Source organism: Plantibacter sp. MMLR14_011 (assembly GCF_001865025.1).
Taxonomy (GTDB): Bacteria; Actinomycetota; Actinomycetes; order Actinomycetales; family Microbacteriaceae; genus Plantibacter; species Plantibacter flavus_A.
In genome coordinates this window covers 286,052-308,539 of sequence record NZ_MJGW01000002.1, presented here as the reverse complement: position 1 = coordinate 308,539, position 22,488 = coordinate 286,052, and the positions used below count along the sequence as shown (strand labels likewise).

25 protein-coding genes and 1 pseudogene are annotated in these 22,488 nt (G+C 71.4%); 15 read left to right on the top strand and 11 right to left on the bottom strand.

From position 1 onward, the window contains the following. Nucleotides 1–342 precede the first annotated feature (342 nt). Nucleotides 343–1,887, bottom strand: coding sequence for a sugar transferase (locus BIU99_RS04285; RefSeq protein ID WP_254773563.1), 1,545 nt, complete (start codon nucleotides 1,885–1,887; stop codon nucleotides 343–345). A 485-nt stretch (nucleotides 1,888–2,372) separates the two neighbouring features. Here BIU99_RS04285 and BIU99_RS04280 point away from each other — a divergent pair, with 485 nt between their 5' ends. The 4 genes from BIU99_RS04280 to BIU99_RS04265 all read left to right on the top strand — a co-directional run bounded on the left by BIU99_RS04280 (nucleotide 2,373) and on the right by BIU99_RS04265 (nucleotide 6,117). Then, the gene (locus BIU99_RS04280) at nucleotides 2,373–2,858 is read left to right on the top strand and encodes a MarR family winged helix-turn-helix transcriptional regulator (protein ID WP_254773562.1); all 486 of its coding nucleotides are present in this window, start codon (nucleotides 2,373–2,375) and stop codon (nucleotides 2,856–2,858) included. A gap of 270 nt (nucleotides 2,859–3,128) precedes the next feature. Then, nucleotides 3,129–4,430, top strand: a complete 1,302-nt coding sequence (locus BIU99_RS04275; protein WP_083397187.1) for a C40 family peptidase — start codon at nucleotides 3,129–3,131, stop codon at nucleotides 4,428–4,430. A 4-nt stretch (nucleotides 4,431–4,434) separates the two neighbouring features. Continuing rightward, nucleotides 4,435–4,812, top strand: coding sequence for a DUF1801 domain-containing protein (locus BIU99_RS04270; protein ID WP_071259726.1), 378 nt, complete (start codon nucleotides 4,435–4,437; stop codon nucleotides 4,810–4,812). Nucleotides 4,813–4,914: 102 nt separating this feature from the next. Continuing rightward, the gene (locus tag BIU99_RS04265) at nucleotides 4,915–6,117 is read left to right on the top strand and encodes an SLC13 family permease (RefSeq protein WP_071259724.1); all 1,203 of its coding nucleotides are present in this window, start codon (nucleotides 4,915–4,917) and stop codon (nucleotides 6,115–6,117) included. Between the two features lie 15 nt (nucleotides 6,118–6,132). On the opposite strand, the gene BIU99_RS04260 is transcribed toward BIU99_RS04265, so the two are convergent. Together BIU99_RS04260 and BIU99_RS04255 are read right to left on the bottom strand one after the other, a co-directional pair. Beyond that, entirely contained in the window at nucleotides 6,133–6,507 is a 375-nt protein-coding gene (locus tag BIU99_RS04260) for an iron chaperone (protein ID WP_064296057.1), read from the bottom strand. Between the two features lie 93 nt (nucleotides 6,508–6,600). Further along, nucleotides 6,601–7,572, bottom strand: coding sequence for an NAD(P)/FAD-dependent oxidoreductase (locus BIU99_RS04255; RefSeq protein WP_071259721.1), 972 nt, complete (start codon nucleotides 7,570–7,572; stop codon nucleotides 6,601–6,603). A gap of 109 nt (nucleotides 7,573–7,681) precedes the next feature. Between BIU99_RS04255 and BIU99_RS04250 the strand changes: the two genes are divergently transcribed. The 4 genes from BIU99_RS04250 to BIU99_RS04235 all read left to right on the top strand — a co-directional run bounded on the left by BIU99_RS04250 (nucleotide 7,682) and on the right by BIU99_RS04235 (nucleotide 9,887). Beyond that, nucleotides 7,682–8,293: a helix-turn-helix transcriptional regulator gene (locus BIU99_RS04250; RefSeq protein ID WP_064296059.1), complete on the top strand. Its 612-nt coding sequence runs from the start codon at nucleotides 7,682–7,684 to the stop codon at nucleotides 8,291–8,293. Continuing rightward, entirely contained in the window at nucleotides 8,290–8,718 is a 429-nt protein-coding gene (locus BIU99_RS04245; protein WP_071259718.1) for a hypothetical protein, read from the top strand. Before BIU99_RS04250 ends, BIU99_RS04245 begins: the two co-directional genes overlap by 4 nt. 40 nt (nucleotides 8,719–8,758) lie before the next feature. Next, nucleotides 8,759–9,274 carry a DUF427 domain-containing protein gene (locus tag BIU99_RS04240; RefSeq protein ID WP_071259716.1) on the top strand — a complete coding sequence of 172 codons (516 nt, stop codon included), beginning with the start codon at nucleotides 8,759–8,761 and terminating at the stop codon, nucleotides 9,272–9,274. 124 nt (nucleotides 9,275–9,398) lie between these two features. Beyond that, nucleotides 9,399–9,887: a hypothetical protein gene (locus tag BIU99_RS04235; RefSeq protein WP_071259713.1), complete on the top strand. Its 489-nt coding sequence runs from the start codon at nucleotides 9,399–9,401 to the stop codon at nucleotides 9,885–9,887. Between the two features lie 9 nt (nucleotides 9,888–9,896). On the opposite strand, the gene BIU99_RS04230 is transcribed toward BIU99_RS04235, so the two are convergent. The 3 genes from BIU99_RS04230 to BIU99_RS19665 form a co-directional block, all read right to left on the bottom strand. Continuing rightward, nucleotides 9,897–10,886 (bottom strand): MBL fold metallo-hydrolase, encoded by a 990-nt coding sequence (locus tag BIU99_RS04230; RefSeq protein WP_071259710.1) that lies wholly within the window; start codon nucleotides 10,884–10,886, stop codon nucleotides 9,897–9,899. A gap of 223 nt (nucleotides 10,887–11,109) precedes the next feature. Then, nucleotides 11,110–12,015, bottom strand: coding sequence for a LysR family transcriptional regulator (locus tag BIU99_RS04225; RefSeq protein ID WP_071259707.1), 906 nt, complete (start codon nucleotides 12,013–12,015; stop codon nucleotides 11,110–11,112). A 99-nt stretch (nucleotides 12,016–12,114) separates the two neighbouring features. After that, nucleotides 12,115–12,864 carry an NRDE family protein gene (locus BIU99_RS19665; protein ID WP_071259704.1) on the bottom strand — a complete coding sequence of 250 codons (750 nt, stop codon included), beginning with the start codon at nucleotides 12,862–12,864 and terminating at the stop codon, nucleotides 12,115–12,117. 81 nt (nucleotides 12,865–12,945) lie between these two features. On the opposite strand from BIU99_RS19665, the gene coaBC reads away from it, so the two are divergent. Together coaBC and BIU99_RS04210 are read left to right on the top strand one after the other, a co-directional pair. Continuing rightward, nucleotides 12,946–14,262: a bifunctional phosphopantothenoylcysteine decarboxylase/phosphopantothenate--cysteine ligase CoaBC gene (gene coaBC / locus BIU99_RS04215; protein ID WP_071259701.1), complete on the top strand. Its 1,317-nt coding sequence runs from the start codon at nucleotides 12,946–12,948 to the stop codon at nucleotides 14,260–14,262. A gap of 19 nt (nucleotides 14,263–14,281) precedes the next feature. Then, complete coding sequence (locus tag BIU99_RS04210; protein ID WP_071259698.1) at nucleotides 14,282–15,580, top strand: M23 family metallopeptidase; 1,299 nt, start codon at nucleotides 14,282–14,284, stop codon at nucleotides 15,578–15,580. A gap of 21 nt (nucleotides 15,581–15,601) precedes the next feature. On the opposite strand, the gene BIU99_RS04205 is transcribed toward BIU99_RS04210, so the two are convergent. Continuing rightward, the gene (locus tag BIU99_RS04205; protein WP_071259695.1) at nucleotides 15,602–16,270 is read right to left on the bottom strand and encodes an SGNH/GDSL hydrolase family protein; all 669 of its coding nucleotides are present in this window, start codon (nucleotides 16,268–16,270) and stop codon (nucleotides 15,602–15,604) included. A 125-nt stretch (nucleotides 16,271–16,395) separates the two neighbouring features. Between BIU99_RS04205 and BIU99_RS04200 the strand changes: the two genes are divergently transcribed. Genes BIU99_RS04200 through BIU99_RS04180 form a run of 5 tightly spaced genes read left to right on the top strand, consistent with a single transcriptional unit; the run spans nucleotide 16,396 to nucleotide 20,312 of the window. Further along, nucleotides 16,396–16,800, top strand: a complete 405-nt coding sequence (locus BIU99_RS04200) for a molybdopterin-binding protein (protein ID WP_064296069.1) — start codon at nucleotides 16,396–16,398, stop codon at nucleotides 16,798–16,800. Further along, on the top strand, nucleotides 16,797–17,612 hold the full coding sequence (modA, locus tag BIU99_RS04195) for a molybdate ABC transporter substrate-binding protein (protein WP_071259692.1): 816 nt from the start codon (nucleotides 16,797–16,799) through the stop codon (nucleotides 17,610–17,612). The genes BIU99_RS04200 and modA overlap by 4 nt, the downstream gene beginning before the upstream one ends. A 4-nt stretch (nucleotides 17,613–17,616) precedes the next feature. Continuing rightward, nucleotides 17,617–18,432 (top strand): ABC transporter permease, encoded by an 816-nt coding sequence (locus BIU99_RS04190; RefSeq protein ID WP_064296071.1) that lies wholly within the window; start codon nucleotides 17,617–17,619, stop codon nucleotides 18,430–18,432. Next, a complete protein-coding gene (locus BIU99_RS04185) occupies nucleotides 18,429–19,505 on the top strand; it encodes a sulfate/molybdate ABC transporter ATP-binding protein (RefSeq protein WP_071259688.1) in 1,077 nt (358 codons plus the stop codon). The genes BIU99_RS04190 and BIU99_RS04185 overlap by 4 nt, the downstream gene beginning before the upstream one ends. Nucleotides 19,506–19,550: 45 nt before the next feature. Continuing rightward, nucleotides 19,551–20,312, top strand: a complete 762-nt coding sequence (locus BIU99_RS04180; RefSeq protein WP_083397184.1) for a GH25 family lysozyme — start codon at nucleotides 19,551–19,553, stop codon at nucleotides 20,310–20,312. A 26-nt stretch (nucleotides 20,313–20,338) separates the two neighbouring features. Here the strand turns inward: BIU99_RS04180 and BIU99_RS19890 are convergent, their stop codons facing one another. The 4 genes and pseudogenes from BIU99_RS19890 to BIU99_RS04165 form a co-directional block, all read right to left on the bottom strand. Beyond that, complete coding sequence (locus BIU99_RS19890; protein WP_153303386.1) at nucleotides 20,339–20,479, bottom strand: hypothetical protein; 141 nt, start codon at nucleotides 20,477–20,479, stop codon at nucleotides 20,339–20,341. 253 nt (nucleotides 20,480–20,732) lie between these two features. Then, nucleotides 20,733–21,140 (bottom strand): annotated as a pseudogene (locus BIU99_RS04175) (arsenate reductase ArsC); the annotation flags it as partial. Continuing rightward, nucleotides 21,137–21,736 (bottom strand): TetR-like C-terminal domain-containing protein, encoded by a 600-nt coding sequence (locus tag BIU99_RS04170; RefSeq protein WP_064294390.1) that lies wholly within the window; start codon nucleotides 21,734–21,736, stop codon nucleotides 21,137–21,139. The pseudogene BIU99_RS04175 and the gene BIU99_RS04170, both read right to left, overlap by 4 nt. A 42-nt stretch (nucleotides 21,737–21,778) precedes the next feature. Then, nucleotides 21,779–22,237, bottom strand: a complete 459-nt coding sequence (locus BIU99_RS04165) for a hypothetical protein (protein WP_071259685.1) — start codon at nucleotides 22,235–22,237, stop codon at nucleotides 21,779–21,781. Nucleotides 22,238–22,488 lie beyond the last annotated feature (251 nt).

Here is a 22,488-nt window from a genome sequence, read left to right as displayed (position 1 = left end):
GGTCGTGAGCGGTCGGGCGACGAAGGCGCGCCCGGGTTCGGGTGTTCCGCGACCGGTCGGGTACCGGGTCGCGGGAATCGTGGCGAGGCGCGCACGGTGCCGGACGTGATGCGCCGACGGCTCGGGTAAGTCGTCGCTGCAGTGCGTCGCGGGCGGGTTCGGGTGTGCGGGTCTTGCCAGTGAGCAGCTGTGCGATCGAGCCGTTTTCGGGTGACTCGCCGTGCGACTGCGGGCGGTGATGGTGACGACTGTATCGAAGTGTTGCCCCCTCTGGAAGGGGATTTGTCCTCTTTTCGCAGGACACCCCTCGCTTTGGGGGCATCACCGACAGAAGTCCTGACATCAGTACGCGCCGACCGGTTTGAGCACGACCTTGACGGTCTGCCACATGATCATCAGGTCGCCCGTGATGGACCAGTTCTCGACGTAGTAGAGGTCCAGGCGGACGCTCTCCTCCCACGTCAGGTCGGAACGTCCGGAGACCTGCCACATGCCCGTGAGGCCCGGCTTGATGTGCAGACGCCGGTGGACGTCCTTCTCGTACTCGGCGACCTCGCTCGCGAGCGGCGGCCGGGGCCCGACGAGACTCATGTCGCCGGTGAGGATGTTCCACAGCTGTGGCAACTCGTCGAGGGAGTACTTGCGCAGGATGCGACCGACGCGGGTGACGCGCGGGTCGTTCCTCATCTTGAAGAGCACGCCGTTGCCCTCACTCTGCGCCATGAGGGCGGGGAGGACGGCTTCGGCGTCGGTGACCATGGACCGGAATTTGAACATCGTGAAGCGCTCACCGTTCCTGCCGACGCGTTCCTGCCGGAAGAGGACCGGGCCCGGGCTGTCGAGCCTGACGGCGAGGGCGACGAGCGCCAGCACTGGCGAGATGAGGAGGATCCCGAGGCTCGTGAGCCCGATGTCGAGTGCGCGCTTCATGATGTGGTGACCGCCCTCGAACTGCGGGATCTCCACGTGGATGAGCGGTAGCTCCTCCACCGGGCGGAAGTGGATGCGGGGCCCGGCCACGTCGGTGAGTCGGGCCGCGAGCACGAGCTCGGTCGCCGTGCCCTCGAGGTCCCACCCGAGTCGGCGGACGTAGTCGCTGCCGCCGTCGACGGGGCCGGCGATGATGACCGCGTCGGCGGTGAGGTTCGCGGCGGCCTGGGCGACGCCGTCGATGTGCGCGATGACCGGGACGGAGGTTCCCCGGCTCGAGAACGGCTCTGCCGTCTCCTGGTCGACCACGGCCGCACCGACGACGGTGTAGCTCATGCTGTGCTGCTTGGCGACCTGTTCGAGGACGTACGCGACGTCGTCACGCCGGCCGACGACGACCGTCCGTGCGGTGTACTCGCCGACGCGACGACGGCTGAGCAGCCATCTGCGCCACATCCAGCGGGAAGCGAGGAGCGCGAGTGTCCCCGCGGGGAGCGCGAGGATGAAGTAGCCCCGGGCGATGTCGATCTTCAGGATCAGGAAGACGATGGCGAGGATGCCGAAGGCGAACGCGCTGGCGTTGACGACGCGCTTGTACTCGGCGACACCGGAACCGATGATGCGGCTGTCCCGGGTCCTGGTGAAGCCGAGGAAGGCGAGCCAGACGAACACGATGACGCCCGACAGCAGGACATAGAGCTGCTGGGCCTCGGGGCCGACCGGGTCGTCGCCGAACCGCACGACGAACGCGGCGGAGACGGCGAAGAGTGCGATGACGCTGTCGGTGAGGATGAGCCAGCGACGGTAGCGCCGCGACCACTCGCGCTGGGTCAGGGACTTCACCGCGGCGGTGGAGGACTCCGCGCCGGCCGCTGCGGCGCGACGGCGTCGGAGGCCGATCGGGCTCGCGATCGGAGCGCTCAACGGGAAGGGGTTGTCGTTGATCTCCGCGCTCACGCGTGCACCGGCCCCTCGGGGAGGAGTGCGGTGAAGGCCTCGGTCCGCGCGTGCGGAGCGGCCTGTCGGAAGGACCGACGGCGGTTCGGGTACGTCGTCATGGGGTGTTGTCCGATGGTGGGGTTCGGGTGCGATTCTGGTGTGCGGTGCACATGGGCGGTTCGGGCCGCCCGCGGAGAACGCGACGTCACTCGTGTACCCACGATCGACCGGTGAACCCGGTCGAGATGAGCGTCCCCCTTGGATATCCCTCAACTGTAGAAAGCGGGGGTCATCGGCGGATCCCCCACTCCAGGGGGGTCACCGCCCCCAATGCTGGGGGTGTCAGGGGTCTCCGACGCGCGATTCCGTCGTCATCGGCCGAGATGACGACGGACCTCGTCGGTCGCTCTCGCCGCTGCCGGGTGGGGGACAGCACGGTCCGCCCACGTCACGCCGGTGATGGGTGGCGGCTCGGCCGCACGCTCAGCGACTACATTGGTGCCATGGATGGAGCGCGCGCGACCGATGGCGCGATCGCCGACGCCGCCCGCGATCCCATGGCCGATTGGCCGACCGGGCGCCTCCTCTCCACGGCGTCGCGACTGATCGAGCACACCTGGCAGCAGGCCCTCGACGGCATCGGGGTGACCCACGCCGGGCTCATCGTGCTGCACCTGCTCGACAGCGGGCCCGCCAGTCAGAAGGAGCTCGCCCGTCGGGCCCGCGTGCAGAACCAGACCATGTCGCGCACGCTCGACCGACTGGAGCGGGCGGGCCACATCGAGCGCATCGCCGCGGTCGACGACCGTCGCCGTCACGTGGTGAGCCGGACGACTGCGGGTGATGAGGCCTGGCTCGCCGCACACCGGCTGGAGGCCGACGTCTTCCCGGAACTCCCCGACGAGGCGGCGTTGCGGTCCCAGCTGCTCGCGATCATCCGTTCGGGCGAGTCCGCCCGTTGGTCGCCCGAGGACGTCGAACCCGCCTGACCTGTGGCCCGACGCGCCCACCCCGGTCACTGAGCTTGTCGAAGTGCCCACGGGGAACCTGCATGATGCGCGTGTCCAGTCGGGGCTGCCCTTCGGGTGTCCGCTCAGAGGCACACCCAGGCACAGCCGTACCCCGTCCGGGGGGATTCGAGCTGGTGCTCCGGGACGAGAGTGGCTAGTGTGATCAAAGTTTCTATTGTGACTGTTGTGACAGGATGACGGCCGCGACCCGCCGAGGTCGCCGTGATCGTGTCGTCGGACTGGAGAATGATGACCCCCGCACGAACGCCCGGTGCGCAGCACGGCCGCCGCCGTCCCTGGCTGGCGATGGCCCTCTCCGTCGGCGTCGTCACCGCGTCACTCACCGTCGGTGCACTACCGGCCCATGCGGACGACTACCCGAGCTGGGCCGACGTCGAAGCGGCCAAGTCGAGTGAGTCAGCGAAGGCCGCCGAGATCACGAACATCACCGCACTCATCACCTCGCTACAGGAGCAGTCCGACGCCGCGTTCCGCACGGCACAGATCGCCGCCGAGGCCTATCGTCAGGCGCAGGACGCCGTGACCGAGGCGACCGCCCGCGAGTCGGCCCTGCGCGAGCAGGCCGAAGCCGCTGCGGCCGCTGCCAAGGTCTCGAAGCAGCGCGCCGGTGCGCTCATCGCACAGCTGTCGCGCGGCGGCGGCGGCGACGTCTCGCTCGACCTCGTCCTCGGCGCGGGGAAGTCCGACGACCTGTTGTCCCGACTGTCCGTCATGGACAAGCTGGGCGAGCGGAACGCCGCGAGCTACGCCGAGGCGGTGACCGACCGCAACGCGGCGAGCGGGCTGACCGACCAGGCGGAGGTCGCGAAGACCGAACGCGAACGCCTCGAGGGCGAAGCGCAGACGAAGTACGACGAGGCGGAGAGCGCCTCGGCGGCGGCATCCGCAGCCGTGGCGGCCCAGGAGCAGCAGGCCGACCAGCTCTACGCGCAGCTCGCCTCCCTGAAGAACACCACCGCCGAGACCGAGCGCGGGTACGCGGCCGGCGAGTCCGCTCGTCAGGCGGCGGAGGCGGCGGCAGCCGCTGCGGCTGCCGCCGCGGCCAACACCCCTCCCGCCTCGGGCGGCGGTTCATCCGGCGGCGGCGGATCGAGCGGCGGCGGCGGCGGTGCGTCCAGCGGCGGTGGCGGTGGCGGCGGCTCGGTCGCACCTCCGAACTCCGCCGGCGTCGAGTCGGCGATCGCCTTCGCGCTCGCCCAGGTCGGCAAGGGCTACCAGCTCGGCGGTTCCGGCCCGAACGTCTGGGACTGCTCGGGGCTCACCCGCGCGGCCTACGGCAGCGGCATCGGGACGCATTCGGCGACGAACCAGTACTACACGATGCAGTCGCAGGGACGCCTCGTGCCCTACAGCCAGAAGCAGCGTGGCGACCTCATCTTCTGGTCGAGCGGCTACGACTACTACCACGTCGCCATCTACCTGGGGAACGGCCAGATCGTCGAGGCGGCCAACGAGCGGGCCGGTACCCGTGTCGGCGGCATCTGGGGCTCCGGCGACGTCGCACCCTACGTCGGTCGCCCGACGGGTTGATCCCATGAGCTCCGCCGAGGTCGACGCCTACCTCGCGTCCCTCACGCACCAGCTGAAACCGGCGGTCGTCCGTCTGCGCAAGGCGATCATGGCCTCGGACACGGGGTTCTCGGAGCACCTGAAGTGGAAGGCGCCGAGCTTCGTCTACGACGGTGAGGACCGCGTCACCTTCGCGCTGCACCCGGCGAACCGTATCCGGATCATCCTGCACCGGGGCGTGCATCAGCGCGACGACGCCGACGCCTTCCGGTTCGACGACCCCTCCGGTCTCGTGGTGTGGGCTGCGCCGGACCGCGGTGTCGTCACCTTCTCGACCATCGATGCGGCGGCCGCCGCCGAACCCGCCCTGCTCGAACTGATCGGGCGCTGGGTGCGGGCCTGACACCCGTCGACGAGCGCAGGGGCACGCGGTCGGCGAGCCGACGTATGATCGACTGCCGAGCGGGCGACAGTGCTCCGACGGACCGGTCGTGAAGGAGGCCTCGTGCGCAGTGCCGTGCTCGGCGTCGTGCTGCTCGTCATCGGGACGATCGCGGTCCTCACCGGCGTCCTCCCCGCCCCGGAGGCCCTCGGCATCGCCGACCGCGTGTGGCCGATCCTCCTGTTCGTCGTCGCGATCACCGTCGTCGCCGAACTCGCTGCCGACGCCGGCCTGTTCACGCTCGTCGCCTCCCGGCTCGTGCGCTGGGGTCGGGGGAGCACCTGGTTGCTCTGGTTGCTCGTCGTCGCGCTGGCCACGCTCAGCACCGTCTTCCTCTCGCTCGACACCACGGCCGTCCTCCTGACGCCGGTCGTCATCACGCTCGCGCGGCACGCGGGGCTGTCGCCGGTGCCGTTCGCCCTGACCACCGTCTGGTTGGCGTGCACGGCGTCGTTGCTGTTGCCGGTGTCGAACCTCACCAACCTCCTCGCTGAGCACGCGATCGACGAGGCCGCCACGGCGTCGGGCGGCGGCCCGCTCGGTCCCGGTGGTTTCGCAGCGCTCATGGTCGTCCCCGCGATCATCGCGGTCGTGGTCCCGTGCGTGGTCCTCGCGATCGTGTACCGCCGTCAGCTCGCCGGTGCCTACACGGTGGACGTGGAGGCGCAGGACGACGACCGGGTGCTGCTGTGGACGTCCGGGCTCGTGGTGCTGGTGCTCCTGCCACTGCTGGTGTCGGGTATCCCGGTGTGGATGTCGGCGGTCGGCGCGGCGGTGTTCCTCGTCGTCGTGTTCCTCATCCGGCGTCCGGCGGCGTTGCGTCCGGCGCTCGTCCCGTGGCAGCTCGTCCTGCTCGCCTCAGGACTGTTCCTCGTGGTCGAGGCGGCTCACGCCCTCGGGCTCGCGCGGGCGCTCGCGTCCATCGCGGGGACCGGCGACTCCCTCCCGGCGCTCCTGCAGCTGGCGGGGGTCGGCATGGCGAGCGCCAACCTCGTCGACAACCTCCCGGCGTACCTCGCACTGGAGCCGGTGGCCGGCGATCCCGTGCGGTTCGCCGCCCTGCTCGTCGGCGTGAACGCGGGCGCGCTCATCACCCCGTGGGCCGCCCTCGCGACCCTGCTCTGGCATGCGCGGCTCACCGCGGCGGACGTCGAGTTCGGTTGGGGTCGGTTCATCGCGCTCGGATTCGTGGTCGCTCCGCTGACGGTGGCCCTCGCCACCGTCGGGCTCTGGCTGGCCCAGGGTGCCGGCGCCGTACTGCCGTGACTTCCCAGCGCCGCCCTAATGCTCGTGGCGCGCGTCGGCCGCCCGGCGTCGCTCCAACAGCTCCGTGACGATGAGGTCGATGAGGTCGAAGGGGATCGGCCGGCTGAACGGGAACTGCAGCGTGTCCTTCGCCGCCCGGTAGTCGGCGACGGCGTTCTGGAGGGGGCCGTCGAACGGGGGGATCGAGTAGAGGGCGATGTGGTGTTTCCAGGCGCCGAGGTACAGCAGGTAGCGGTCGTCGAGCATGAACGTCGGCATGCCGTACCGGATGGCTTCGGTGACTTCAGGCACGATGCGGTGGACGCGGAGTCGGATCTCCTCGATGGCGTCCGCGGCGTCGGCGGGTTGCGCGGCGAGGTAGTCGTCGATCGTGGTGGGTGCACCCGGCATGTCTCTCCTCGTCGGAACGGACACGGCACGGGAGCCGTCGGGCCCCCGTGCCGTCATCGTCCCACGTCCGAGTCTCGCGCGACAGTGGTGGTTCTACCGCTTCGCGAGGGCGCGCCGCACGTCCTCCTGGACGAGGTCGGCGTTCATGATCGCGCCGGCCATCGATCCGGCCGCCGCCGCCTGGAGGACCTGCGTACGCAGGTTCGTGACGTCGCCGGCCGCCCAGACGCCCGGCACCGAGGTGGCACCCAGCTCGTCGACGCCGATCGCGTCGCCGAACTCGGCTCCGCGGGGGTGCGGTCGCGTGTGGAGCCCGAGACCGGTGAACGCCTCGGCGCGCACCCGGTTGACCGGGGCGACGGCCAGCGCCTCGACGGGGACGGTGCGGCCGTCGTCCAGGCGCACGCCGACGAGCCGGTCGTCGGCGATCTCGAGCCGCTCCACGACGCCGTCGACCACCTCGATGCCGCGCGCCGCGAACGCCGCCTCCTGCTCCGCCGTGAAGGCGCCCGCGGTGTTGCGGAGCACGACGACCCGGTCGCTCAGCTGCCGGAACAGCTGCGCCTGGTGGGCTGCGGCCTCCGCGTTCGTGCCGAGGACACCGATCACGCGGTCCTGGACCTCCCAGCCGTGGCAGTAGGGGCAGTGGAGGGCGTCGCGGCCGAACCGCTCCCAGAGGCCGGGGATGGGCGGGAGCTCGTCGGCGGTGCCGGTGGCGATGAGGAGGCGGCGGCCTCGGACGATCGCGCCGTCCGCCGTCGTCAGGGTGAACCCGTCATCGTCGCGCCCGGCATCGACGACCTGACCGTCGACGACGCGGACGCCGTACGACGCCACCTCCGCGCGGCCGAGGCGGAGGACCTCGCGAGGCGGGGTGCCCTCTCGGGTCAGGAAACCGTGGACGCCGTCGGCGGGTGCGTTCCGGGGTTCGCCGCCGTCGACGACGATCACGGACCGTCGTGATCGTCCGAGCATGATGGCTGCACTGAGCCCGGCTGCGCCCCCGCCGACGATGACGGCGTCGACGAGGTCGGTGGTGGTTGCTGCGGTGACGGGAGTGCTCATGGATCGTTCCGTTCGTTCGGCGTGCTGGGAGGTGTCCAGGGTGCGCCGAGCGGTGCCGAAATGGCAAGGACCCTTGCTGAAACGGCAACGTGCGCGCGAGAATCGACCCATGGCGCATGCACACGACGAGCAACGGTCCATCGACGGCGTCCTGGATGCCGTCGGGCCGAGGCTGCGAGCCATCCGGCAGCATCGCGGCACCACCCTCGCCGCACTGTCGGCGGAGACGGGCATCTCGGTCTCCACCCTCTCCCGGCTCGAGTCCGGCCAGCGCCGACCGAACCTCGAGCTGCTCCTGCCACTCGCCAAGGCGCACCAGGTGCCTCTGGACGACCTCGTCGGTGCTCCGCAGACGGGTGATCCCCGCGTCCATCTGAAGCCCGTCCAGCGGCACGGCCAGACGATCGTGCCGCTGACGCGTCGATCCGGCGGTCTCCACGCGTTCAAGAGCATCATCCACGGCGGCGACGGCCCGCAGACGCCTGAGACGCAGAAGGTCCACGAGGGCTACGAGTGGCTCTACGTCCTCAACGGCCGGTTGCGGCTCCTCCTCGGCGACCAGGACATCGTGCTCACCGCGGGTGAGGTCGCCGAGTTCGACACCCGCGTCCCGCACTGGTTCGGCCGGGCCGAGGCCGCAGGGGTGGAGTTCCTCAGCCTGTTCGGCAAGCAGGGTGAACGGATGCACGTCCGCGCGACGTCGACGAGGAGGAGCGCATGATCGGACGTGATGACGAGGAGGGTGCCCGCCCACCCGAGGACGACCGGCCGTTCGCGGAGCAGGTCCTCGAACGCCGCGGGTTCGCGGTCACGGCGGCCCTGTTCGTGATGCTCGGCGGGCTCGTCGTGCCGTTCGTCGGTTGGGTGGCCGGCATGGTCATGCTGTGGCGGTCGCGCGCCTGGACCACCAGGCAGAAGGTCTGGGCCACCGGCGGACCAGTCCTCGCGAGCGCCGCGGTACTGCTCGTCCTGGCCCTCCTGAGTGCGAACTGGAAGTCGACGGATGCCGGCGTCGGTGGCTCCCCGGTGATCCCCGTCGTCTACGACCTCGGGTCGACGGCTGTCGTGCTGCTGTTGGTCGGCTACGCCGCTGCCGGCACCTGGTTGCTCTGGCTGGCGCTCCGGCCAGCGGGCCGGCCCGACTGATTCGCGGTCGTCGCTCAGGTGGACCGGGCAGCATGGGCAGATGCCCGACTCCTCGCGATTCCGCCGCCCCCTGCCCGTCCAGCCCGGACCCGGTGAGGAGTCCGTCTGGGAGTACCCGCGTCCGCCGCGGGTCGAGCCGCGCGATGAGCGCGTCGTGATCCGGTTCGGCGGCACGGTCATCGCGGAGTCGACGGCCGCGGTCCGGGTCCTGGAGACGAGCCACCCGCCGGTGTACTACGTGCCGGCCTCAGACTTCTCGCCCGGGGTCCTGGTGCCGGTCGACGGGACGACCATGTGCGAGTTCAAGGGCGAGGCCCACTACCTCGACGTGCGGGTGGGCGACGAGGTCGCCGGTGCCGCGGCGTGGACCTACCCCGATCCACGCCCGGGATACGCGCCGCTGTTCGGCATGATCGCCGTCTATCCGGGACGCATGGACGCCTGCGAGGTCGACGGGGTGCCGGTGCAGGCGCAGGAAGGCGACTTCTACGGCGGATGGATCACGCCGGGGATCGTCGGGCCGTTCAAGGGCGCCCCGGGCACGCGCGGCTGGTAGAAGACGCCGCCGCCCTACACCCGCTCCTCCGTCGCGCGCAACGCCCTGGAGCACCCTGCACCCGCATGCCACGCTGAGCGCCAAGCGCTGTCGACGACGAGGCGCGCAGGAGGCGGTCGAAGCCATGGACGTGTTCGATGAAGCAGCGGACCCGGGTTGGTCCCTCCTCCGTGTCGTCCCGCTGTTCGGCCTCGCCGTCAGCGTCGGTGCGGTCGCCGGTGCGGCCCTCGCGGCCGGTGCGGAGCTCTTCGGGGCGGTCGGGACCGTCTCGATGCATCCGGCCGATCTCGGTGGGATCGCCGTCCTCGTCGGCGGACTCGTCGGAGGGATGCTCGCCGCCGTCGGGGCGGTCGGCGCGCTGCTGGCGCTCGGCATCCTCGACCACTGGGGTGAGCGGGGCCCGGTCCACCGGGCCTGGATCGCCGGTGGTGGTGCGGCCTTCCTCGTCCTGATCGTCGGCGGCCTCATCGCCGCACCCATCGGACTCGCCTCGACGATCGGGGTCGTCGTGTTCGCGGTGCTCGCCGCCGGAGTGGCGGCCGGCGGTGGGCTCTACGCCTTCGAACGGGCGCTGGCGCGTCGTCGAGCCGGGTGGGCCGGTCTCAGGCGGTAGCGCGGACGGTCAGCCGGCGAGCTGCTGGAGGCGCGCCCGGTGCCAGTCGGTCTGCGTGAGGGCCGAGACGCGCAGGAGACCGGTCAGTGCGTCCCATCCGGCCGACCAGCCGATGCGGGAGGCGATGGTCCACACGCTCGCGTCGGGGTCGTCCGCCAGGACGGCGCGCACCTCGTCGGCTCGCCGCAGATGGTGCGCGGCCAGCTCGTCGCAGCGGTCCGCGAGTCCCGTGAACCGGAAGCCGTGTCCGGGGACCACCTGATCGCCGTCGTAGCCGCGGACGCGGTCGAGCGACGACAGGTAGGCCGTCACCGGGTTCTCCGAGGTGCGCGCCCCGAGGCCGAGGCCGGAGAAGATCGTCGGCAGCACGTGGTCGCCCGTGAAGAGGTAGCCGCGGTCCTCATCGCGGAGGGTGAGGTGGCCCGTCGTGTGGCCGGGTGTGTGCAGGACCCTGATCGAGCGACCGGGGAGCGTCAGCAGCTCGCCGTCCTCGAGCGTCCGGTCCGCACGGGTGTCGCCGAGGTGCCCGGCGGGTGCCGTCGCACCGGTGGCCCAGGGGCGCACGGTCGTGTCATCCGCCGGGACGCCCCACTCGTCCAATGCTGCGGCGAGATCGGCCGGGCCCGGCGGGGTCGAGCCGGCCGCCTCGTCCTCGAGGCGGTGCATGAGGACCGGAGCGGCGAGCTCGTCGCGGAGGGTGCCGGCGAGGCCCAGATGATCGGGGTGCAGGTGGGTCACGACGACGCCCGTGAGCGTCGTCACCCCGATGCCGCGGAGCTCCTGCAGCAGGTGTTCGCGGCCCTCGGGGGTGTTGGTTCCGGGGTCGACGACGATCGCACGACCGTCGGTGCCGAAGAGCACCGAGCAGAGGGTGAACGGATTGCCGGGGTCGCCGGTCGGGACGGCGATGACGACCGTGTCGGCGTCGAGGTGCTCCGTCGCAGGGATCCGGCCGTCGCGGAAGGCGGCAGCCTGGGATTCGCTCGATGAGGTGATCATGGTGCTGCTCCGGGTGGTGTCGGGGGACGGACCAACCCTAGTCGTGGGGTCCGTCGGGTTCAGTACGATGGGTGCATGACCGTCAACGACATCCTCATCGGCGTGATCGCCTTCATCACCGTCTTCGGCGGCATCGGCCTGGTCGGAGCGCTCGTCGCCATGGCCAAGTCCGGCTACCACGGCTGATCCTCCCCGGAGGAGGCTCGGCCGGTTCCGCCGTGGCTCAGCGGGCGACGGCCTCGTCCGTGGCACGCTGTACCGCCGCGAGCGCTGCCGCGACGGCCGAACGCTGCAGTGAGCCCTTCCTCGCCGTCGCGACGATCTTCCGTTCGCTCATCCCGGCGATGGGTTTCCGCACGACGTCCGTCCGCGAGCCGATCGCGATGTCCGGAAGGACGGCGATCGACAGCCCGGCCGCCACGTGGTCGATGACGACCTCGTAGCTCGTGAACCGTCCCGCCACCTTCGGCTCGAACCCCGCGCGACGACAGATCAGTGGGACGAGTTCGCCGAGGTAGGTGCCCGGGGCGTCGAGGGCCCACGACTCCCTCTGCAGCTCGCTGAACGTGACCTGCTCCTGTGCGGCCAGTCGGTGGTCGAGCGGCGCGATGAGCAGGAGGGGGTCGGTGGTGAGCGGCACGCTGTGCACCGAGGGGTCGAGGAGGAACCCGTCCTCCTGATCGACGGTGATCACGACGTCGCAGGTTCCCCGCTGGACCGCCGTGGTGCTCTCGTGCGGTTCGACCTCGATGAGTTCGACCTCGAGGCGCGGGTACTGCCGCGCGAGGGAACGGGCTGCGGGGATGAGGATGGGGGCGATGACGCTCGCGAACCCGGCGATGCGGAATCGACCGGACGGCTCGGACTCGACCTCGGCCAGCTCGACCTCGATGGCGTCCATCTGCGCGAGGAGGGCCCGAGCGCGCTCGACGAGCAGCGCACCGGTCGGCGTCAGGGTGAGCGTCCGGCCACGTCGTTCCAGGAGCGCGGCGCCGGTCTCGGCCTCGAGGACGGAGAGCTGCTGCGAGACGGTCGAGGGGCTGAGGTCGAGCTCACGGCCGACGGCGCGGATCGTACCGAGGCGGTCGAACGCCTCGAGCAGTCGCAGTCGCACGGGGTTCAGGGCCATGCTGCAACAGTATCGAGCGCGCCAGGGCGCCCTCCACACGGGCCCCAGTCCGATCCGGGTCCCGTGGCTCCCGGAGGGTGCTGACCGTCACCGTCCGGTTCACTCCCAGACGAGCTCCTCCGGCAGATGGCCGGGCTCGGCGAGTCGGGCGTTCCGGAGCACCGCGCCGTCGGGGCCGAGCGAGAGCGCGGTCACCGAGAGCGAGGCGAGGCGCAGACCGTCGTGGTCGTCGATGCGGACGATCGCCTCGTCGGCGTCGGCGGGGACGCTCGTCGTGGAGCGCAACGTGCGCAACCACGGCTCCCAGGACGCGGCCGTCGCACCGTCCAGCGGCCCGATGGGCGACGGGGCCTCGAGGAAGGCCGGCCGCCACCGGTGGACCCGGGGGACGTCGAGGTGGTCCGGGCCTTCGTGCGTCACGAGGTGGAGACCGGGTGCGACGTCGATCGACCGGAGCGAGGCGCCGTCCCAGCTCGTCACGGTGACGCGGTCAGGACGCAGCTCCACGAGGTTCCAGGACCGGGCACTGCGGGCGTCGTCCGCGTCGACGCCGGTCGTGACGGCTTGCAGGGGGAGGACGCCCCGCGAGGTCCACCCGGCGGCGGGAATGTCGAGGTCCTCGCGTCGGTTGAGGACCACCGCCGCCCGGGGGCCGCCTGAGGCGCCGTCGTTCGTCGCCAGCCACGCGCCGCCCGCTTCGCGGTCGTGGATGCCGCGGACGCCGTCACCGAGTCCGGGCCACCACGCGCCGGGTGGATCCCAGGCACGCCCCGGCTGCTCGTCTCGCAGCCCGAGGACGGCGATCGGCCACGCGCGCCCCGGCTCGAAGTCGATGATGACGGTGCACACGCTGGTTCCTCCTCGGGCCGGCCGGACTAGGACAGACTAGACGAGGACCCGGCGCGGAAGCGCCGGAAGCGAGGAGGCGGCATGGGTGTGCAGGATGCATCGCGGGAGGCGGCGGGGCGCACGGTCGTCGTCGGGATCACGGGCGGGATCGCCGCGTACAAGGCGGTCGGTGTCGTCCGCGGGTTCGTCCTCGCGGGCTTCGACGTCCACGTCGTGCCGACCGAGAGCGCCCTCCGGTTCGTCGGCCTGCCGACGCTCGAAGCGATCAGCCGGAACCCCGTCACGACCTCGCTGTACGACGGCGTCGCCGAAGTCCGGCACGTCGCCCTCGGGCAGCGCGCGGAGCTCATCGTCGTCGCACCGACGACGGCCAACACCCTCGCGAAACTCGCGGCGGGACTTTCCGACGACCTCCTCGGCACCACCATCCTGGCCAGCCGGGCGCCGGTCCTGCTGGCGCCGGCGATGCACACCGAGATGTGGCAGCACCCGGCGACGACCGCGAACGTCGCCCTCCTGCGATCGCGCGGGGTGGCGGTCATCGGTCCGGCGCACGGCGCGCTGACCGGCGGCGACACGGGGCCGGGACGCATGAGCGAGCCCGACGACATCGTGGCCGCCGGCTTGGCGCTGCTCGCCGGACGCACCGGTGGAGCGGACGCGCACCCGGACGACCTGCGCGCCGAGCGTGTCGTCGTCTCGGCCGGTGGCACCCGTGAGCCGCTCGACCCGGTGCGGTTCCTCGGCAACCGGTCGAGCGGTCGGCAGGGACTCGCCATCGCGCAGGCCGCCGCCGAGCGCGGGGCGGACGTGGTGCTCGTCGCGGCGCACCTGGACGCCGACGTCGCGGCCGAAGCGGCTGCGGTCGACGGTCTGCGGGTCGTTCCGGTCGGCACCGCAGCGGAACTCGCGGTCGCCGTGGAGGACGCGGCGGCCGACGCGACGCTCGTGGTCATGGCGGCCGCCGTGGCCGACTACCGCGCCGCCGAGATCGCCGAACGGAAGATCAAGAAGGACGACACCGGCTACGAGCTCACCCTGCGACTCGTCCGCAACCCCGACGTGCTCGCCGGACTCGCCGCCGCTCGGATACCGGGACGCCTGGTCGTCGGGTTCGCCGCGGAAACCGCCGCCGACCGCGAGGAGCTCCTGGCCCTCGGCCGGACCAAGGTCGCGCGCAAGGGCGCCGACCTCCTCGTGCTCAACCGCGTGGGGTGGACCGACGGCTTCGGCACGCCGGACAACGAGGTCGTCGTGATCGACGGCGCCGGCGAGGTGGTCGGCGCGGCGGCCGGCTCGAAACGCGGCATCGCCGACCGGCTGCTCGACCTCGTGCTCGCCCACCGGGCGGAGCCGGTTCGTTCCCAGGCGGGCGAGCCTCCCCCCGAACGGGGCTGAGCACTGCCACGATGGCACCATGCCACGCCTCCGTCCCGCGCGCCGTCGCGCCTCCATCGCCGCGGCCCTCGCCGGAGTCATCGTCCTCTCGATGGGTCTCGCGCAGCCGGCCGCCGCTGCGGAGTACCCCAGCTGGGAGGACGTCGAGGCGGCCCGCTCGAGCGAGTCCTCGAAGCAGTCGACCATCGGTCAGATCGAGGGGCTCGTCCAGCAGCTGAAGACCGCTGCGGCGCTCGCCGAAGCCGAGGCCGTCCTCCGTGCCGACGAGTACGAGGCCGCTCAGCTGGCCGTCGACGAGGCGAGCTACCGTGCCCTCTCGCTCCGTGAGCAGGCCGTTGCAGCGACGACCGCGGCGCAGGCCTCCAAACGCCAGGCCGGCGCGCTCGTCGCCGCGTGGTTGCGGTCGGGGAACGTCGACCTCAGTACCGCCGCGTTCCTCGACGGCCAGGAGCCGGAGTCGCTCCTCGGACGCTTGAGCACGATCACGAAGCTCAGCGAGTCCACGGACGGCACCTACGACCGGGCGAGGACCGATGCGAACACGGCGTCGCTCCTCACCGAGCAGGCGACCATCGCCGAGGCCGCCCTCGGCGAGCTCGCCGCGGCAGCCGAGACCGCGCTCGGCGACGCGGTCGCAGCCCGTGCCGACGCCGAGACCGCCGTGTCCGAGCAGCAGGAGTACCTCGCGACGCTCGAGGCCCAGCTCGTGGTCCTCAAGGAGAACCGCGCAGCCACCGAGGCCGACTACCGCAAGGGCGAGGAAGTCAAGGCGGCCGCGGCCGCCGCTGCTGCAGCCGCGGCGGCTGCGGCTGAGGCTGCACGGGCGGCTGCCGAAGCCGCTGCGAACGCCGGCGGTGGCGGAGGCGGCGGCGGAGGAGGTGGTGGCGGTGCCTCGGGCGCTGTCGGGAGCCAGGGGTGGGCCCTGCCGATCTCCGGCCGGATCACCGACAACTACGGACCGCGACCCGGTCGCCCCGTGCCCGGCGTCAACCCGTTCCACTCGGGCACCGACATCGGAGCGGGTTGCGGGCGAGCGGTCTACGCCGCGAACGCCGGCACCGTGGTCTACGCCGGCTGGCTCGGCACCTACGGCAACTGGGTCCTCGTCGACCACGGCGGCGGCGTCATGACCGGATACGCGCACAACAGCAGCATCCTCGTCGGGGAGGGGCAGTGGGTGTCCGCCGGTCAGAACATCTCGCTCGTCGGGACGACGGGTGCCTCGACCGGATGCCACGTGCACTTCGAGGTCAGGATCGGCGGTTCGCGCGTCGACGCCGTCCCGTTCATGGCGGACCGGGGCATCCGGCTCGGCTGAGCCGCGTCCCGGATCGAGGCGTCAGAGTCCGAGGCGCTCGAGCTCGGCGTCCATGCGGCGAGCCATCTCCGCGTACCCCTCGTCGTTCGGGTGGAGGCCGTCTGCGGCCATCCACTCCGGGTGTCCCTCGATCCAGTGCGACGCCCCGGGGATGGTGTCGGCGTCGATCTCCTGCGCGGCGTCGGCCACCCAGCCGATGATCGTCTCGATCGACTGCGGTCGCTCGTCGGTGTACCAGAACGGTTCGACGACGATGAAGCGGGCCTCCGGGAGGGCGTCGCGGAGGCGATCCAGGTCGGTCGTGATCTGTTCGTGGATCCGGTCGGCGGCATCGTCGAAACTGAACGCGTCGTTGAGGCCCATCGTGACGAAGACGATGTCGGGCTGCTCGGCGATGATGAGGGAGGGTAGGTCGCCGCTGCCGTCGCCGAAGCGGTCGCGGTGGTTCACGAACCCGAGGCCGTTGACGCTGGGGTTGAACTCCCGCCAGCCGCGTTCCTCGCTGACGACGGTGGACCAGCGGTTGGCCGGGTCGCTCGCTCCGGTGCCGAGGGTGTACGAGTCGCCGTAGAACGCGACGAGCGGTCCGTCGCCCGTGGCGCTGCCGGTCCCCGAGCCGGGGGAAGCGCAGGCGGTGAGGCCGGTGGCGAGGGCGAGCAGGGTGACGGCGGCGAGCAGTCGTGATCTCATACGGATGCTTCGGAGCGGTGGGCGTCGCGGAGGGCCGAAGCGCCGGTCGACTGCCGAAGGTCCGGAACGCGGATGCGGTTACGGTTACGTCGTATCAACGCGAATGCGTGCACTAACCTGTCTCTATGCCGCAGATCCGTATCCGAGACGCCGCCCTGTTCCTCGGGGTCAGTGACGACACCGTCCGTCGCTGGATCGACCAGGGCGCACTCGTCAGCGCGAAGGACGAGGCGGGCCGAGCGGTCGTCGACGGCCTGTCGCTCGCTCGGCTGGCCAGGGAGAACGCCGTCCTCCCCGTCGACCCCTCGGAGATCGGACGCTCGGCACGCAACCGCTTCGTCGGCATCGTCACCGACATCACGATGGACACGGTCATGGCGCAGGTCGAACTGCAGTGCGGCCCGCATCGGGTGGTGTCCCTCATGAGCAGTGAGGCCGTGCGTGAACTCGGCCTCGAACTCGGATCCACGGCCATCGCCGTCGTGAAGGCCACGACGGTCCTCATCGAGACCCCGAAGGCGAGCTCATGAACCGCACCGCACCGCGCCGATCCCTCCGATTGCTCAGCGCATTGGCCCTCGGCACCGGGGTCCTGCTCGCCGCGTCCGCGTGCGCCGCACCCGCGGCGACGCCGACACCCACCGCCTCGGCCATGACGGACGAGCTCAGCGGCTCCATCACGGTGTACGCGGCCGCCTCGCTCAAGACGACCTTCACCGAGCTCGCGGAGGACTTCGAGGAGGCGCACCCCGGTACGACCGTCGAGCTGACCTTCGCCGGCTCCTCCGACCTCGTCACGCAGCTCACGAACGGTGCTCCCGGCGACGTGTTCGCCTCGGCGGACGAGAAGAACATGGCGAAGCTGACCGATGCCGATCTCGTCGAGGGCGACCCGGTCGACTTCGCGACCAACGTCCTGCAGATCGCCGTGCCCCCGTCGAACCCTGCCGGTGTGAAGACGTTCGCCGACCTCGCCCGTCCGGACGTCAAGACGGTCGTGTGCGCGCCGCAGGTCCCCTGTGGAGCGGCCACGGTCTCCGTCGAGGACGCCACGGGTGTCGCGCTGAGCCCGGTCAGTGAGGAGTCATCGGTCACCGACGTCCTCGGCAAGGTGACCTCGGGCGAGGCCGATGCGGGGCTCGTCTACGTGACCGACGTCATCGCGGCCGGCGACACCGTGCAGGGCATCGCCTTCCCCGAGTCGTCGGAAGCCGTCAACACCTACCCGATCGCGCCGCTGGCAGGAAGCGCGAACCCCGCCGTCGCCGCGGCGTTCGCGGCCTACGTCGTGAGCGCCGAAGGACAGCGGGTGCTCGCCGACGCCGGCTTCGGCGCACCGTGACCCCGTGAGGGATCTCGGCTCGGGGGTGCCCCGCTGGATCGTCGTCGTCGCCACGGTCGGCGCGGCGTTCGTCCTGCTGCCGCTCGTGGCGATCGTCCTGCGCGTGGACTGGGCGGACTTCGGAACACTCATCACCTCGGAGTCGTCGGTCGCGGCGCTCGGGCTGAGCCTGCGGACGTCGTCGCTCGCGACGGCACTCTGCATCGTGTTCGGCGTGCCGCTCGCCCTCGTCCTCGCGCGCACCCGGTTCCCGGGGCAGCGGCTGCTGCGGTCGCTCGTCCTCCTCCCGCTCGTGCTCCCGCCCGTCGTCGGCGGGATCGCGCTGCTGTACACCTTCGGTCGGCTCGGCCTGCTCGGACCGGCGCTCGCTGACGCCGGGATCGACATCGCGTTCTCCACGACCGCCGTCGTCCTCGCCCAGACGTTCGTCGCCCTCCCGTTCCTCGTGCTGAGCCTGGAGGGGGCGATCCGCACGACCGGCTCGCGGTACGAGGCCGTCGCCGCGACGCTCGGCGCACGTCCCACCACCGTCTTTCGCACCGTCACGCTGCCGCTCCTCGCACCCGCCGTCGTGTCGGGCGCGATCCTGTCGTTCGCGCGGGCCCTCGGCGAGTTCGGGGCTACTCTCACGTTCGCGGGCAGCCTGCAGGGGGTCACGCGGACGCTGCCGCTCGAGATCTACCTGCAGCGCGAGACCGATCCCGACGCCGCGGTCGCGCTGTCGCTCGTCCTCGTCGTCGTGGCCGTGCTCGTCGTCGGCGTGGCGGGGGCACAGGGGTCGATCCGCCGTGGACGGACCGTCGCCGGAGTGGTGCGATGACCGGGGCGGCCCTGGAGTTCCGAGCGACGCTGCGTGAACGCGACTGGGAGCTCGCCGTCGACCTCGCCGCGGGGGAGACCGTCGCCGTGCTCGGACCGAACGGCGCCGGCAAGTCGACGCTGCTCGCCGTCCTCGCCGGGCTCCTGCGTCCGGACACGGGTCACGCGACCCTCGCCGGTCGCGAGCTGTTCGCGGTCGGTGGATCGGGTCGGGACCGCTGGTCGCGGCCGCACCGGCGGGGGATCTCGCTCCTGGCGCAGGAGGCGCTGCTCTTCCCGCACCGCTCCGTGCTCGACAACGTGGCCTACGGCCCGCTGGTCGCCGGTGCGTCGCGCGGCGAGGCTCGGGACATCGCCCGACGACGACTCGCGGACGTCGAGGCGTCCGAGCTCGAAGGGCGCCGTCCTGCCGAGTTGTCCGGCGGCCAGGCGCAGCGGGTGGCGCTCGCCCGCGCGCTGGCCCCGGACCCGGCCCTCCTGCTCCTCGACGAACCGATGGCCGCGCTCGATGCGACGGTCGCGCCCCACCTGCGCCGCATGCTCCGTGAGCAGTTGCGTGGGCGGACGACCATGCTCGTGACGCACGAGGTGCTCGACGCGTACACGCTTGCGGACCGGGTGATCGTCCTGGACGCCGGGCGCATCGTCGAGCAGGGGCCGACGGCGGAGGTGCTCGAGCGGCCGCGGACGGCGTTCACCGCGGACCTCGCGGGACTCGAACTGTTGTCGGGCGTTCGCACAGCACGCGGGATCCGTCTGCAGGACGGGGCGGAGGTCGAGGTCGGCACCTCCGCGGAGGCAGACCCGATCCCGGTCGGGGTCGCCGTCGCCTGCGCGTTCCGACCGTCCCGCGTCGAGGTCCGAGAGGCTGACGGGTCTGGCAGCCCGAGTGCGTCAGGCGCCCTCCGCGCGATGATCACCGACCTCGAACCCCGCGGTGACGTCGTCCGGGTCCGCTCGGCGGTCATCACCGCCGACGTCGCCGTGCAGCAGCTCGCGGCCGCGGGGTGGTCGACGGGGGACGTCGTCGACTTCGTGGTCGACCCGCGGGCCGCGGTCCTCTACCCGCGCTGAGGCGTCCTGCTCCGGGACACGTCCGAGACGTGACAGAGTGAGTCGATGAACCGATTCTGGAGGCGCTGGTGGCCGATCGTCGTCGGGGCGGCCGGCACGCTCGCCATCGGCGGGATCTGCGCTGCACTCGTCGCCATGGGGCTCGTGCGGCCGAACGCGATCGTGGCCGCCTCGTACGCGGTGCGCGGTGTCGACGTCTCCTCGTACCAGGGCGAGGTCGACTGGGACGTCCTCGCGGCTCAGCCCATCGACTTCGCGATCATGAAGGCGACCGAGGGATCAGGTGATCAGGACGAACGGTTCGCCGCGAACTGGGCGGGCGCGCAGCGGGCGGCCGACGAGAGCGGCTTGCTCATCGGGGCGTACCACTTCCTGAGTTTCGACAGCCCGGCCGAGACGCAGGCGCAGAACATCTTCGACACCGTGCCGGTCACCGCGGGGGCTCTCCCGATCACCATCGATCTCGAGTGCTACGCCGACTACTGTCGGACGCCACCGAGTGCTGAGCGGGTCGCCGCCGTGCTCGATCCGCTCCTCGCCGCACTCGAGGAGCACTACGGTCGGCCGCCGATCATCTACGCCACCATGCGGTATTACGACGCGTTCCTCGCGGGTGCGTACGAGCGCAACCCGATGTGGATCCGCTCCGTCGTCACGCCGCCGGTCCTGACGGACGGGCGGGCGTGGGACCTCTGGCAGTACACCAGCCGGGAACGGATGCCCGGGTACGTCGGCAAGGAGGAGTTCATCGACGTGAACGTCTTCGACGGTTCATGGGATGACCTCCAAGCGCTCGTCGGACCCTGAGCCGCGGCGTCCAGAGGCGCCTCGGGTTACGGCGCGGGAGCGGGACCGGTGGTCGGCTCGGCGACGGGGAGGAACGTGTCCTCGCCGTCGACCTCCTGCTCGATGGAGTCCTCGGTGGTCTCGTGGTCCTCGGGGAGGTTGTCGTCGTTCGCTGCGTGCTTGCTCATACGACCACGATACGACGGGTGTCGCGCTGGGCGATGGGGTTGCGCGCCGCAGGCGTCCTCAGGAGGCGAAGGCGAGTGAGCGGGCCGTGAGTTCTGCGGTCAGGAGGTCGACGGCCTTCGGGCCGACGCCGTGGATGCGGAGCAGGGCGGCGGGGGAGACCCTCGTGAGCTGCTCGAACCGGGTGAAGCCGTGCGCGCTGAGTGCTTCGTGGGCGACCGAGCCGATGGTGGCCGGGAACTCGGATGCCTCGGCGGGCACGAGTTCGACGAACAGTGCGGCGATCCGCTCCTCGATGTCGTCGCGGATGCGGCGGACGGCCTCGATGCCTTGCCTGGCCGGATCCTCGAGTTCCCAGTCCTCGTAGCGCTTGCCGGGGAAGATCGGGCAGGCGTCGCCGCAGCCCATCGTGATGACCGCGTCGGACGCCCGGACGGCGTCGGTCGTGAGGATGCGGGGCACGGCCGCGGTGATGTCGATGCCGTGTTCGGCCATCGCCTCCACCGCCACGGTGTTGATCCGGTCCTTCGGCTCGCTCCCGGCCGACAGCACCTCGACCCGGTCACCGGCGAGGGCACCGAGGAAGCCGGCTGCGATCTGGGAGCGACCGGCGTTGTGCACGCAGACGAAGAGGACGGTGGGGGTGGTGGTCGTGATGGTCATGGCGTCTCCTGGGGGTGGCGTGAGCCGAGTGCGGACGAATGGTCGAGCAGCTCCACGAGGGCAGCGTAGCTGGTGGCGGGGTCTGCGCCGCGGGTGAAGCCGCCGACGAGCTCGAGTGACACGAAGCCGTGGAGGGCCGCCCGGACGATGCGTCCGGCATCCGTCATCGCCACGCTGTCGAGACCGCGCCCCGCGAGGGCGCGCTCGACGAGCATCACGAGCTCGCGGTCGGCCGGCTCGCCGGTGTCGGCGCGGACGTCCGCGATCGAGAACGCGAGGGCGTACCGACCGGGATAGGCGAGGGCGAAGCGCCTGTACCCGTCGGCCAGCGCGGTGAGGGCGGGGGTCCCGCTCAGGCTGGTCGTCGCGATGTCGAGCCCGCTGGCCAGTTGGGCGAGGGCGAGCTGGGCGACGGCGGCGCGGAGGTCCTCGGTGCTGCGGACGTGCTTGAGGAGGGCCGGTGCCGAGGTGTCGAGCTCGCGGGCAAGGGCGGCGAGTGTGAGTGCGTCGGCTCCGTGCGTGTCGGCGAACTCGGCGGCTCCGACGATCACCCGTTGGCGGGAGAACTTGGTCCGGGAAACGGGTGCATCGGTCATCGGATCGAGCCTAACGGCACGCGGCCCTGATGCTGTGCGGCCTCAGACCGTCGGCGGTGTGGCTTCGTGGTGGGGCGCGCCGTGCGTGCGGCGGTCCTCCTTCATCGCGGCTTCCGCGAGGTGGCGTCGGCCGCCCGCCAGCTCGTTGCGGACCTTCGCCTCGAGCGTGCGGAACGGCTCCCAGTAGTTGCCGTCGTAGTCTTCGACGATCTGGAACGTCCAGCGTCCGTCGATGACGTTGCGTCCGACCAGCTCGGTGTCGATCCGGTCGGCGAGGGCGTCGTGTCCGGCTTCGCGGAGGGCGTCCGCGGCTTCGCCGAGCGCGAGGTCCGCTTTACCCGTCAGGCGGTGGAAGCCGTAGAGCATGCCGCGCGCCTGCTCGACCACTTCGAGCGCCTCGGTCACTTTGCCGACCGCTTCCACGGTGGCGTCGTCGACCCCCGCGGGGACTCGGTGGGCGTCGTCGGGGCCGTCGGTGGTGCGGTCGTCTGCAGAACTCATGTCATCAGTCTGTCCCGATCGGCCCAGGATGTCTGGGGCTTGCGGACGGAGGTGCACGATGTGAGCCGGCGGACGTCCTGACGTGCATCGATCTGGCTCGACCGGACTGCCCTTCGACAGGCTCAGGGACCGAGTCGTCTCCGGTGGACTTTTCCCGCTCACTGAGCGAGTCCTCCCCGCTCACTGAGCTTGTCGAAGTGCCTACGAGCTTGCCTCACCGCTCCGGACACACCTCTGCCGGTCACTGAGCC